The sequence below is a fragment of the Saccharopolyspora indica genome (genome assembly GCF_027853965.1).
GTDB lineage: Bacteria > Actinomycetota > Actinomycetes > Mycobacteriales > Pseudonocardiaceae > Saccharopolyspora > Saccharopolyspora indica.
Map to the genome: position 1 here is coordinate 59343 of NZ_JAQGLB010000013.1, position 12202 is coordinate 71544.

12 protein-coding genes are annotated in these 12202 nt (G+C 72.2%); 6 read left to right on the forward strand and 6 right to left on the reverse strand.

Annotated elements, in window-relative coordinates; genetic code table 11:
* Positions 1-44: 44 nt before the first annotated feature.
* The 4 genes from OU416_RS25760 to OU416_RS25775 are packed head-to-tail and all read right to left on the reverse strand — an operon-like array spanning position 45 to position 2401.
* Positions 45-1352: a hypothetical protein gene (locus OU416_RS25760; protein WP_270929593.1), complete on the reverse strand. Its 1308-nt coding sequence runs from the start codon at positions 1350-1352 to the stop codon at positions 45-47.
* Positions 1353-1361: 9 nt separating this feature from the next.
* Positions 1362-1712, reverse strand: a complete 351-nt coding sequence (locus OU416_RS25765) for a hypothetical protein (RefSeq protein WP_270929594.1) — start codon at positions 1710-1712, stop codon at positions 1362-1364.
* A 17-nt stretch (positions 1713-1729) separates the two neighbouring features.
* Positions 1730-2026, reverse strand: a complete 297-nt coding sequence (locus tag OU416_RS25770) for a hypothetical protein (RefSeq protein ID WP_270929595.1) — start codon at positions 2024-2026, stop codon at positions 1730-1732.
* A gap of 27 nt (positions 2027-2053) precedes the next feature.
* Positions 2054-2401: a hypothetical protein gene (locus tag OU416_RS25775; RefSeq protein WP_270929596.1), complete on the reverse strand. Its 348-nt coding sequence runs from the start codon at positions 2399-2401 to the stop codon at positions 2054-2056.
* A gap of 764 nt (positions 2402-3165) precedes the next feature.
* Here OU416_RS25775 and OU416_RS25780 point away from each other — a divergent pair.
* The 6 genes from OU416_RS25780 to OU416_RS25805 all read left to right on the forward strand — a co-directional run bounded on the left by OU416_RS25780 (position 3166) and on the right by OU416_RS25805 (position 9716).
* Entirely contained in the window at positions 3166-4068 is a 903-nt protein-coding gene (locus OU416_RS25780) for a helix-turn-helix domain-containing protein (RefSeq protein WP_270929597.1), read from the forward strand.
* Entirely contained in the window at positions 4065-4889 is an 825-nt protein-coding gene (locus OU416_RS25785) for a hypothetical protein (protein WP_270929598.1), read from the forward strand. The genes OU416_RS25780 and OU416_RS25785 overlap by 4 nt, the downstream gene beginning before the upstream one ends.
* 226 nt (positions 4890-5115) lie before the next feature.
* On the forward strand, positions 5116-6843 hold the full coding sequence (locus OU416_RS25790) for a serine/threonine-protein kinase (RefSeq protein WP_270929599.1): 1728 nt from the start codon (positions 5116-5118) through the stop codon (positions 6841-6843).
* Positions 6844-6969: 126 nt separating this feature from the next.
* Positions 6970-7770 carry an FHA domain-containing protein gene (locus OU416_RS25795; protein WP_270929600.1) on the forward strand — a complete coding sequence of 267 codons (801 nt, stop codon included), beginning with the start codon at positions 6970-6972 and terminating at the stop codon, positions 7768-7770.
* Positions 7771-7827: 57 nt separating this feature from the next.
* Positions 7828-8271: an RrF2 family transcriptional regulator gene (locus OU416_RS25800; RefSeq protein ID WP_270929601.1), complete on the forward strand. Its 444-nt coding sequence runs from the start codon at positions 7828-7830 to the stop codon at positions 8269-8271.
* Positions 8272-8357: 86 nt separating this feature from the next.
* A complete protein-coding gene (locus OU416_RS25805) occupies positions 8358-9716 on the forward strand; it encodes an MFS transporter (RefSeq protein ID WP_270929602.1) in 1359 nt (452 codons plus the stop codon).
* A gap of 3 nt (positions 9717-9719) precedes the next feature.
* Here the strand turns inward: OU416_RS25805 and OU416_RS25810 are convergent, their stop codons facing one another.
* Both OU416_RS25810 and OU416_RS25815 read right to left on the reverse strand, forming a co-directional pair.
* Positions 9720-11387, reverse strand: a complete 1668-nt coding sequence (locus tag OU416_RS25810; protein ID WP_270929603.1) for an FAD-binding dehydrogenase — start codon at positions 11385-11387, stop codon at positions 9720-9722.
* Positions 11384-12001 (reverse strand): TetR/AcrR family transcriptional regulator, encoded by a 618-nt coding sequence (locus OU416_RS25815; RefSeq protein ID WP_270929604.1) that lies wholly within the window; start codon positions 11999-12001, stop codon positions 11384-11386. The genes OU416_RS25810 and OU416_RS25815 overlap by 4 nt, the downstream gene beginning before the upstream one ends.
* Between the last annotated feature and the right edge of the window lie 201 nt (positions 12002-12202).

Below are 12202 nucleotides of genomic sequence, written 5' to 3' on the forward strand. Positions count from 1 at the left end.
GGTCCTGAACAGGCCGTGCGCTCGCGCCGACGAGCTCTCCCCGGTCAGTCACCGAGCACGCCGCGGAGCCCGCGTGCCGTCGGCTGCCACAGCGAATCCTCTTCCAGTGCGGAAGGATTCGCCTTCCTGTCCGGTTTGGACGGTCGTGCTGCGGAACCGGTCGGCGGAGGCCCACCCGCCGACCGGACCGCGGAGCCGCCCAGACCGTGCCGGTCGGCGGCGGGCTTCGGCCTGCTCGCCCACGCCGAAGCCACCTCGCGCCCTCGGGTGGCCATCGCGGCGCGCGGCGCTTGCTGCGTCTGCGTGGGCGCGTGCGAGGCGGGCATGCCGAACGGCCTTCCGCCACCGCCCGCTTCGTGCACCGCGATCCGGGTGGCGAGGTGGGCCTTGTTCGCCAGCCCGCGCAGCGCCTGCTGCCCGAGCTGCCCGCTCGCCGCGTTGTGCTGCGCCAGGCTCGGCGGCAGCGTCCCGCCGTAGAGCCCGCCGAGCGCCGAGAGGCCCATCCCGGTGCCCAGCGCGCCGATCCCCACACCGGCACCCGTGCCCAGCGACGTGGGCATGCCGCCGCTGACGCCCTGCAAGTTGGTGGCGTAGTGCGCGACGTCGCCGAACGGCTTGCCGGTGACCGGGTCGATCCACCGGTTGCTCGCCGGGTCGTACTCCCGGCCGGTCGCCGGGTCGACCAGGTGGCCGCTGCGCGGATCGGTGACCCACCCCGCGAAATCGCCCTTCTCCGGCCCCAGCACCGAAGAGCCCGGGTAGTCCCCAGCTCCGACCGAAGTGCCGTTGGCGGCGAGGGCCAGCGGCGGAGCTCCGCCGCCACCCGAGCCCGGCGCGACGATCGCCGGAGCACCGCCACCACCGCCGCCGGAGCCGGGCGCAGCGGCCGGCGAACCGGGCTGGATGCCGTGGAACGCATCCGCCAACCGCGCCACCTCGGAGTTGATCTTCTCGGTGAGGGCGGCGAGCTGGTCGGCGTCGCGCATCGCGGCGTTGCCCACATCGGGCGCCGCGGCCATGCGGTCCTTGATCGAGTCGTACTCCGACTCCAGTTCCACGCGGTTGGCGAACACCGCCGCGCCCACGTCACCGGCCACGAGCAGCTGCTCGCCGACCCGGGCCGCGAAGTCACCGGCGTCACCGGCCCAGCCGCTGACCCGGTTGAGCCCGGCGGCCAGCTCCGCGTGCCCCTCACCGGGATCGCCGAGCACCGCACCTTCGATGCCGGTCAACCGGCTGGCGTCGGCCCCGGCCGCAGCCGCCAGGCCCTGCCAGGCGAAACCCGCCGCCTTGATCGACACGTAGCTCACGCTGTCGATCAGCGACACCGCTTCCTGGAAGCTGTACCCCATTGCCCTTCCTCACCTGAGCTCGGGCCGCAGACCGCCGGAATGGCGCTGCGCGCCCAGCGATTCGAGGAGCGCCGCCGCGTCGGTCGCCCCGGCGATCTCGGCGACCGTCCCCGCGTTCTCCGCGATCTGGCCGACCGAGATCCCGGCCCGTTCGAGGTTGCCGATCAGGTCGTTGGCGGCCTGCGCCAACCGAGCCGCCGCGTCGGCGCCTTCCGGCAGCGCGCCGAACACGGCAGGCGCGGCCATCAACCCGACGAGCTGTTCCTTCAAGCCGCTCAGGCCCTCGATCGAGGACACGTCGCTCTGCGTCTGCCGAGCCCGGTCCTCGTTGTGGACCAGCGGCCCACCACCATCAGCCACGACTGGTCACCCCGGATTCACAGCGACGCGTGCTTGCGCATCTGCGCGCCGCCTTCGACGGCGAGATCGTTGATGTTGTTGGTGGCCTGGCTCTGCCGCTGCAGCGCCTCGGCGTAGTTGCCGATCTCGCGGACGTACTTGGCGTTGCGGTCCTCCAGCACCGAGGACAGCCCGGCGTCGATGCTGCCGGACGGGAACAGGCCCTGGATCTGGGTGATCACGTCGCTCCAGATGTTGTTGGCCTCCTCCACCTCCCGCTTGCCGACGCGGGCGATCTCGTTGAGCTGCTCGGAGCTGTACTGGTAGTGGCCCATCTGATTCGTCCTCCTGGAGTGCTCGGGTCACATTCCGGCGGTGATGCCGCTGGCCACGACCGAACCGTCGGCCGCGCCCTGCGAGGCCGCCTGGCTGGTGCTGTCGTCGGTCTCGTGCGCGGCCTTGTTGGTGGCGCCGAGGTCGGAGAGCAGACCGTTGAGGGCGTCGCCGAGCGCCTTGCCCGCGCCGCCGAGGTTGGTGTAGCTGTCGATCATGGTTCCGGTGCCGGAGCCCTTGTAGGCCAGCCCCGCGGCGTCGGCCTGCGCCTTGATGTTGGACGCCGAGGTGTTCATCCGCTCGAACGCGTCGGAGACGATCGATTCGATCCGGGACACTTCCTCGGTGCTGATGTTGACGTTGTGGTCGCCAGCCATTTCTCTTTCCTCCACCTCGTGGGAATCGCCGTTGCGACGCGGCGAATCGGAACCCGGTTCCCACTGCCGACGAATTTTCTTCCGAACGATCGCGAATTGCGGACAACCGCGGGAACACGTTCCGGCACCGCACCCGCATTCGCGCGAGCGCGGGCCGGAACGCGTTGACCGCACCGGGTTTTCGATCCGGTGCGGGCGCGAATATCCAGTTCGCTGATCCCTCCTGCCCCCAGGGGGTTCGCCCGATCTTTCGGTACCGCCATGTAAGCGCATCCGATGCCCGCCGTGGGGTGTTCGCGCTGTTCGACTCTGTGTCGAACAGCTGGCGGCCCTGTTCAAACTGCTCACGCTGAGGTAGGGCCCGCAATGCCGAACAGGGCGCGCACACCCCCGGTTCCCGGCACCGCCGCCCGGCCACGGCGAATTCACCTGACGTTCCCGCATTCCGCGCCGGACCGATGAATTCGGCGGCGACCTCCCGCCCTTTCACCGGCAACCGGTCCGCGGAAATCCGCCGAACGGTCTCGTTCGACCACCGCGCGACCCGTTCGAACGCACCACCAATTCCGCCGGAAACGGCTTGTTCGAGTTGTTCGGCGTCCCCGAACGGCCGGTACCAGATGCGGGGATCCCGCCGGGCGGCAGCACTCAGCGGGCGGCGCATTCGCGGTCGCTAACATCTGCCCCGTGTTCAGCTGGTCAACTTCGCGCGCGGCGGCCCCGCGCCCTCCGCGTTCGAGGTCCACCGGTCCCGGAGTCGGCAGATGAGCACCGACCCCGGCCACCACGACGACCTGCGGCCGTCCGGCATCGGCAGCGCCGCGGAGTTCATGCACGGGCTCCGCCGGATGCGCTCGGCGTCGGGCCTCACCTACCGGCAGCTGGAAGCCCGCGCGCGGGCGCGCGGGGACGTGCTGCCCTACAGCACGGTGGCCACCGCCCTCCGCCGCGATTCGCTCCCCCGCCGCGAGCTCACCGCGATGTTCGTCCGCGCGTGCGGAACAGCACCGGAGGAGGCCGCCGAGTGGCTGGCCTGCTACGACCGCCTCTCCGCAGCACCCACCGCGGTCGCGCCCGCACCGGAGCCCGCCGCGGAGCCGGAAACCCCCGAGCCCGCGGCGATCCCGCCGGTCACGCGGCTCGGCAAGTTCCACCCGGTGACCGCGGTGGCGGCCCTGGTCGCGTGCGTGGGTTTCGCCGTCTTCCTGCTGGCGGGCCCGGACATGGTCCGCCCGCCCAACGTCAGCTGGTTCGCGATCCGCACCCCGCACGACACCTGCCTGGACTTCACCACCAAGGACGAGCTGGGCAACCCGTTCGTCACCGAGCAGCCCTGCAAGAGCAACCCGCGCCCCGACCAGCGGTTCGCGCTGGAGGAGCAGGAGCCCGGCGTGTTCCGCATCAAGGTCTACAACCCCGAGACCAACGGCAGCACGCGCTGCATGGACATCGGCGAGCGCTCGCAGCTGCGCCCGCAGGCGTGCGTCGAGAGCAGCATGACGCAGCTGTTCCAGCTCGAATCCGCCGCGGGCAAGTGGCGGATCCAGGACTTCCGCGGCGAGTGCTTCGCGCTGGTCTCCCCGCAACCGGGCCTGCCGCGCGAGGTCCGGCACAGCAGCTGCGCCGATCCCACCGACGACGACGTGTTCCACCTGGTCCCGGCATGATGAGCACCGCGACCTGGCCCGAGCAGTGGGCCCACACCTCCCGGCGCCGCCCGGCGATCCTCTTCGCCGCGCTGGTGACGCTGTTCCTGTTCGCCGCGGGCACCGCGATCCGCCACCACCTCACCGGCTGGCCGTCGGGCGCCCTCTACACCGCGATGTTCGGCCTGCTGTTCGCCGAACTCGCGTGGTTCATCGCGCTGACCCGGCTGCGGCCCCGCAAGTCCGGCGCGAAACCGCTGCGCCGCAAGGCGACCGGCGACGCGGCGATGGTGCTGGAGATGCCGTACTCCAAGGCCCAGTTCACCGGCTTCGCGCTGCTCGCGCTGACGGCCGCGGCGCCGTTCGCGGTGGGCATCATCGGCGCGATGGACAAGGACCGCCCGCAGGTGGACCGGGCCGCGCTGATGGCCGTCGTCGCGCTGGTCCTGCTGTCGCTGCCGCTGGTCATGCTGCGCGGCAGCTTCGCGCTCGGCACCGTGCAGCTGTCCCCGTCGGGCATCTACCACCGCGGCTGGACGCACGAGTCGTTCCTGCCGTGGGACGGCGTCGCCGAGGTGCGCGCGGTGCCGCACGACGGCCCGGAGATCTGGGTGGTCGCCACCGCCGACGCCCGCTGGCACCGCCGCCGGATGACGCGGTTGTGGCCGGAGGACCGCCTGCCCGACCTGCCGATGCTGCGCATCCTCGGCCGCGACCTGGCGGGCGACCCGGCGCTGCTGCACGCGCTCGTCGACCACTACCACCGCCATCCCGAGGACCGCGCGGAACTGGGCACGGACCGCGGCATCGAACGTGCCCGCGCCCTCGCTTCCGGGGCGTGAGCCACCGAGGTGCTCGCACCCGGCCTTGCGCTGGACGGGTTGTCACGGCTCAGAGCCGTGAGCGTTTTGGGGCGTTGTAGCACCCCAAAACGCTCACGGATCGCAAGCGGCGGGCGTGCGGGGCGCTCCCGGCGGATTTTTCGCCGTCCGGATCCGGGGAAGATCCCCGGTGCAATAGGGTTGCCGCCGTTACTGGGCCACTACTGCTGGTGATCAGGAGGGTGCGGTGCGCACCGGTCAACTGGTCAAGGATCGCTACCGGCTGCTGGAGGAGATCGGTTCCGGCGGCGGCGGAACGGTGTGGCGCGCCTTCGACGAGGAGCTGCAGCGGACCGTCGCGGTCAAGCGCGCTCTGTCGCCGGACAGCGAGGACTGGGCCAAGCGCGTCGGGTGGCTGCGGCGCGAGGGCACCATCCTGGCCCGGTTCAGCCATCCGAACGTCGTCACCGTGCACGACATCGCGGTCGAGGGCGGCGAGTTCTGGCTGGTGCTGGAGCACATCTCGGCCAGCGACCTCGCCGAGCAGGGCGTCCTCCAGCCGCACCGCGCGGCGCGACTGGGCGCGGATCTGGCCGGCGCGCTCGAAGCCGTGCACGCCGAAGGCGTCGTGCACCGCGACGTCAAGCCCGGCAACGTGCTCATCACCGACACCGGGACCGCCAAGCTGGCCGACTTCGGCATTTCGCGGGTCGTGCACGGCGACGTCACGCTCACCGAATCCGCACTGCTGACCGGCACTCCCGGCTACATGGCGCCCGAGGTGGCCAGGGGCGCCGAGCCCACCGCGGAGTCGGACGTCTTCTCGCTCGGGGCCACGCTGTTCGCCGCGGTGGAAGGCGTCGGTCCGTTCGGCGATTCGCGCAATCCGCTGGAACTCCTGCACCACGCCCAATCCGGCCACATCTCGGCGCCGAAGAACGCGGGCGCTCTCGCTCCGGTGCTCGCGGCGCTGCTCCGCGTCAACCCGGCCAAGCGGCCGACCGCCGCCGAAGCCAAGCGGATGCTGGAAAGCGCCGCCGAAGCGGAGCCGGCGCGGGCGAAGCAGCCCTGGCGGTGGGCTCTGGTCGCCGCAGCGGTCGTCGCGGTGATCGCCGGTGGCTGGCTGGCTTTCCGCGACCAGCCGCCGGCGAGCACGGTCGCCGGGGTCGACGTCCACGCGGCCGATCCGTGCTCGCTGGTCGATGCGGCGGAGCTGGCCCGCTTCGGCGAAGCCCGGCTGGAACCGGAGTACGGCAACTTCACCCGCTGCGACGTGATCGTGCGGTCCGGCGCCAGCGAGGTCGACGTGCAGGTGCGGTTCGCCGACGCCGAAGCCGGACCGCCACCCGGGCGGGCCGACGCGATCAGCGGCATCGACGTCGTGCGCAATCCTCCCGAAGCCGAGGCGTGCGAGCGGACGCTGCTGGTGCCCGGCGCACGCGTGATCGTCGGCGCCGAGCAGGACGGCGAGGGCCCGGCGGACCTGTGCGGGATGGCCGACGCGGCAACCGCGACCGCCGCGGGCGCGCTCGCGAGCGGAGTTCTGCCGCCGCGCGCCGAACCGGCACCGTCCTCGCTGATCAACGTGGACGCCTGCGCGCTGCTCGACGGCGACGGGCTCGCTCGCTTCCCCGGTGTCGACGCCAACAGTCCCGACCCCGGTGTCGGCGGCTGGTCGTGCCGCTGGGAGAGCACCACCAGCCCGCTGGCGCTGCGGCTGCTCTTCGACCGCAACCAGCCGCTGAACGCCGACGACGGCCGGCCCGTCCGCCTCGGCGACCACCAGGGCTACGTCGAACCGGACGACGAGTCGTGCGCGGTCAAGGTGGTCCACCGCGAGTACACCGGGGTGGACGGCAACCCGATGGCCGAGCTGGTGCAGGTGATCGTCACCGGCGCGCGGCCGCAGGACCAGCTGTGCGAGCTGGCCACCTCACTCGCCGAGCCGACCGCCGCCGGGCTGCCGAAGCCCTGAGCGCGCTGCCGGCGTAGCCGTCCGCCGAATGACCACCTGCGCAGACCAGCACTCGCGCGGGAGGGGTCCCGACTGCGGCTGGCACCGTTGCGGTCAGGGCGGGAGCGGATGTGATCGGAGGTCGACGTGAACGACGAGCTGAGGTCGGTAGGGGGACGTCCGCTCCCGGCCGGGCACACCAGCCTGGCGCGCGGGGTGCCGGAGGCGGTGCCGGGCACCATCCACGCGCTGACGATCGGCGGCGGCATCACGGTGCGCCCCAAGGACGGCCGCACCATCGTGTTCGGGCGCAACCGGCCCGAGGTGCACGTCTGCATCGGCGAGAACGACCGGCGGGTCAGCAGGCGGCACGGCTCGCTGAGCTTCCGGCTGGGGCACTGGTGGGTCGACAACGCCGGCCGCCTCCCGATCCGCCTGCCCGGCGCGCGCCTGCTCTTCGACGTCGACGAGCCGGTCCCGCTGACCGAGGGCTACACGCCGCTGTTCGTGCGCGGCTCCAACGAGCGCGAGCACCTGCTGGAGGTGCACGTCGTGGGCGCGACAGGCACCGCCCCGGTGCACCACGGCGATCCGACGCAACCACCGCGCACCTGGCGGCTCACCGACACCGAGAAGCTGCTCCTGGTCGTGCTGGCCCAGCGCTACCTGCTGCACGACTCGCACCCGCAGCCGCTGTCCTGGCGCCAGGCCGAGGAGCACCTCGCCGAGCTCCGGCCGGCGGCGGGCTGGCGGGCCAAGCAGGTCGAGCGGCGCATCACCGCGGTCCGGGAACGCCTGTCCGCCAGCGGTGTCGCGGGCCTGACCCGCGACGAGGTCGGCGAGCCGGTGGGAAACACCCTCAACCACAACCTGATCCGGGAGCTGATGACCAGCACCACCCTGGTCCCACCGGACCTGAACCTCCTGGACTCGGCCGACCTCGCTTGACACCCCCTCGAACCGCAACTAGGTTCGTTGCAGTTCGAGCGGCACGGAGGGAGCGCGGTGAGCCTCAGCAGCAGGAGCGCGGTCGCGATCCACGCGCTCACCATGCTGGCGCGCTGGAGCGACAAGTCGCTGACCTCCGCGGAGATCGCCGACAGCCTGGCGAGCAACCCGGTCCTGGTGCGGCGCGTGCTCGGCAGCCTGCGCGACGCCGACCTGGTGCGGTCCACCGAGGGACGCGGCGGCGGCTGGACCCTGACCCGCGCGCCGCGCGCGATCACGCTCCACGACGCCTACCTCGCCGTCGAGCCCGGACCGATCCTGTCGCGGCACCCGCACCCGCCCAGCAACGCCTGCGAGGTCGGGCGGAACATGCAGGCGCTGCTCGAATCGGAGTTCCAGGACGCCGAGCACGCCATGGCCGAGCGGCTCGGCCGGACGACGATCGCGGACCTGGTCACGAAGGTGCTGGCGATCGAACGCGAAGCACGGCCGAACCGGTAGCCGAGCGGCGGCGGCAGTCCCGCCGCCTTTTTCACACCCTAACTGCCACCATTTTGGTAGCAGTAAATCAGCAGGAGGCGCACTCGATGACAGCCACGATCGAACGGACCGGTTCGGGGGTGGGCCTGCTGGCGGTCCTCATGCCCGCGGTCCTCATCACGGTCATCGCCAGCGACATGGTCAACCTGATGCTCCCGTCGATCGGCGCGGAGTTCGGCGCCGCGGAGGCCGAGCTCGCCTGGGTCGTGACCGGGTTCCTGCTGGTGTTCGCGGTCGGAATCCCCATCTACGGCCGCGTGTCCGACCGGGTGGGCCTGCGGCAGCTGTTCGGCCTCGCGCTGCTGGCCTACGCGGCCGGGAGCCTGATGTGCGCGCTCGCACCGGACCTCCTCGTGCTCGTCCTCGGGCGGATCGCGATGGGCGTCGGTGCGGCCGCGATACCGGTGCTCTCGGTCATCGCCATCACCAGGCTGCTGCCCGCGGACCGGCGCGGCACGGCGATCGGCGTCGTCAGCGCGGCCGCCGGCATCGGAGCCGCCGCCGGTCCGGCGCTGGGCGGCGGGGTCGGCCAGTTCCTGGGCTGGCGCGCGCTGTTCTGGTTCATGGCCGTGGTCGTGCTGGTGCTGCTGCCCGCGGCGTGGCGCGCGCTGCCGGCTGCCGCCCCGGCTGGCGGGACCGGGTTCGACCTGCTCGGCGGCATCCTCCTGGGCGCCGGCGCCGGGTTCGTGCTCTTCGGCGCGACGCAGGCGCAGGTCGCGGGGCTCGCCGCTCTCCCGGCGTGGGGCAGCTTCCTGGCTTCGGCAGTGGCGATCGCGCTCTTCGGGTGGCGCACCGTTCGCGCCGCGCAGCCCTTCGTCCCGCCCTCGCTGTTCGCCAACCGCGTCTACCGGATCGCCGTCCTCGTCACGTTCCTGGCCATGGCCGTCAACCTCGGCGGGCTGGTCTTCGTGCCGCTGCTGCTCGTCGACGTCAACGGGCTGGAACCGGGGACCGGCGCCCTGGTCATGATCCCGGCCGGGATCGCCGTCGCCGCGCTCTCCCCGCTGATCGGCCGGATCGCCGACCGCATCGGCACCCGGCTGCTGGTCCTCACCGGTCTGGCGATCATGGTGCTGTCGGCCGCGTTCCTCGCCGCAGCGCGCTCGGTGGTGCCGACCGCAGCCGGAATCCTCGGCCTGAGCATCGGTTTCATCCTGGTGCTCACACCGATCATCAACGCCGCGGCCGGGGCGCTGCCGCCCGAGCAGGTCGGGATCGGCATGGGAATCCTCCAGGGAGCCCAGTTCCTCGGCGCGGGCACCGGCCCGGCCCTGTTCGGCGTGCTGCTCGCCGCGCGGCAGCAGCACATCGGCGCCGAAGCCGCCTTCTCCCAGGTCTTCCTCGCCATGGCGGTGGTCGCCGTCCTCGCCCTGGTCGCGGCGGCGCGGATGCGCCCCGAGCGCTGAGGCTCAGAGGCTCCGGGCCAGGGCTCGGCCGGCCGCGCGGCCGGAGAAGATGCAGCCGCCGAGGAAGGTTCCCTCCAGCGCGTTGTAGCCGTGCACGCCACCGCCGCCGAACCCGGCCACCTCACCCGCCGCGTACAGGCCGGGCAGCGCAGCGCCGTCCGGGCCGATCACCTGCGAGTCGAGGTTCGTCTGCACGCCGCCCAGGGTCTTGCGGGTCAGGACGTTGAGCCGCACCGCGATCAGCGGCCCGTGCGCCGGGTCGAGGATGCGGTGCGGCTTGGCCACCCGCGAGACCTTGTCGGCCAGGTAGCGGCGCGCGTTGGCCACCGCCATCAGCTGGAAGTCCTTGGTGTGCTTGTGCACGACCTCGCCGTCCCGGGCCACGATCTGCCGCTCGATCTCGTCGTGGTCGAGCTGCGGGCCGCGGGCGATCCGGTTCATGCCCGCCACCAGCTCGCGCAGGTCGTTCGCGACGACGAAGTCCACGCCCTTGTTCTTGAACGCGTCCACCGGGCCCGGCGCCTCCTTCGCCAGCCGGGTGGCGATGGTGAGCTTGAGGTCCTTGCCGGTGATCTCCGGGTTCTGCTCGGAACCGGACAGGCTGAACTCCTTGGCCAGGATCGACTGCGTGAGCACCAGCCACGAGTAGTCGTACCCGGTGGCCAGGATCTCCTTCATGGTCCGGTTGGTGTCGAAGCCGGGGAAGCACGGCGCGGGCATCCGCCTGCCGGTGGCGTCGAACCACAGCGAGGACGGCCCGGCGAGGATGCGGATCGCGTGGTCCGGCCAGATCGGGTCCCAGTTGTGGATTCCCTCGGTGTAGTGCCACATCCGGTCCCGGTTCACGATGCGCCCGCCGGCGGCCTCGGTGATCCCGATCATCCGCCCGTCCACGTGCGCCGGAACGCCGGAGATCATCGTCTCCGGGCACGGCCCGAGCCGCTCCACCGGCCAGTTCGCCCGGATCAGCTCGTGGTTGTGCCCGATCCCGCCGGAGGTCACGACGACGGCCTTGGCCCGCAGCTCGAAATCACCCGCCGCCGCACGCGAGGACGCCACCCCGCGGTCGGCTTCGCTCGGCTCCAGGACGGTGCCGCGCACGCCGACCACCGCGCCGTCCTGCACGATCAGCTCGTCGACCTGGTGGCGGAAGGCGAACCGGACCAGGCCGCGCCGCTCGGCTTCCAGCACCGGTTCGGCGAACACGCGGACCACCTCGGGGCCGGTGCCCCAGGTGAGGTGGAAGCGGGGCACCGAGTTGCCGTGCCCGCCCGCGACCCCGCCGCCGCGCTCGGCCCAGCCGACCAGCGGCGTCAGCCGCAACCCGAGATCGCGCAGGTACTGGCGCTTCTCGGTGGCCGCGAACCGCACGTAGGCGCGGGCCCACCGGCGAGCCCAGCTGTCCTCGTCGTCGCGGTCGAAACCCGCTGATCCCAGCCAGTCCTGCAACGCCAGCTCGTAGGAGTCGCGCACGCCCAGCCGCCGCTGCTCCGGGCTGTCGACCAGGAAGAGCCCGCCGAGCGACCAGAAGGCCTGCCCGCCCAGGTTGGCGCGGTTCTCCTGCTCGACGACGACCACCCGGCGCCCGGCCTGGACCAGCTCGTAGGTCGCCACCAGCCCGGCCAGCCCGGCGCCGACCACGACGACGTCAGGTTCGGTGTCCACGTTCATCCCCTGCTCTCCACGCTGTAGGCCAGCACGACCTGCTCGAACAGATCGACCCGGCGCCGCACGGCCGGGCCACCGGGTTCCATCAGGCACTGCACGGCGGTCCCGTCGTGCACCGCGACCAGCGCCTGCCCGAGCGCCACCGGATCCGGCACCCGCCGCCCGATGCGGTTCAGCAACGACTCGATCCCGGGCACGATCGCCGCGGCGATCGCCTCCTCCCGGGCCACCACGACCCGCCGCAGCGCCGGGTTGCGCAGCGCGTGCGCGCTGAACTCGGCGGTCACCCGGTACCAGTCGTCGTCCACCGGCACGGCTTCGAGCAGCCGCTCGACGGCCGTGCGGACGTCGTCGACATTGGCGGTCCGCGCCGCGTCGAGCGCCGCCTCGACCTCGGCGAGCATCCGCCGCGAGTGCTGCTCCCACATCGCGAGGAACAGCTCCTCCAGCGAGGCGAAGTTGGAGTAGAACGCGCCGCGCGTGTACCCGGCGCGGTCGCAGATCTGCTCGATCGTCGACCGCCCGAACCCCTCGGCGGCGAACACGACCAGCGCGGCGTCGAGCAACCGCTGCCGGGTCTGCCCCCGCCGCTTGGTCACCCGCCGCTGCACGCTCACCACACCCTCCCGGGCCAATGGATGCACGAGCGTATCCGATGCACCAACGCATCGGAAGCCCTCGGATCAGCGCGGATACCGGCTCCGCACGCTCCGCGCCGGGTCCGCGACGTGGCGATTCAGCGCGGAAGCTCCAGTTCCGCAGGTGGAGGCCCGTGAGTGTTTTGTGGTGCTATAGCCCCACAAAACACTCACGGCCCA

Excerpts from the sequence above, each read along its gene's own strand:
- OU416_RS25810 (WP_270929603.1), bottom strand. The coding sequence starts at position 11,387 with ATGAACGTGGACACCGAACCTGACGTCGTCGTGGTCGGCGCCGGGCTG.
- OU416_RS25770 (WP_270929595.1), bottom strand. The coding sequence starts at position 2,026 with ATGGGCCACTACCAGTACAGCTCCGAGCAGCTCAACGAGATCGCCCGC.
- OU416_RS25805 (WP_270929602.1), top strand. The coding sequence starts at position 8,358 with ATGACAGCCACGATCGAACGGACCGGTTCGGGGGTGGGCCTGCTGGCG.
- OU416_RS25780 (WP_270929597.1), top strand. The coding sequence starts at position 3,166 with ATGAGCACCGACCCCGGCCACCACGACGACCTGCGGCCGTCCGGCATC.
- OU416_RS25785 (WP_270929598.1), top strand. The coding sequence starts at position 4,065 with ATGATGAGCACCGCGACCTGGCCCGAGCAGTGGGCCCACACCTCCCGG.
- OU416_RS25775 (WP_270929596.1), bottom strand. The coding sequence starts at position 2,401 with ATGGCTGGCGACCACAACGTCAACATCAGCACCGAGGAAGTGTCCCGG.
- OU416_RS25760 (WP_270929593.1), bottom strand. The coding sequence starts at position 1,352 with ATGGGGTACAGCTTCCAGGAAGCGGTGTCGCTGATCGACAGCGTGAGC.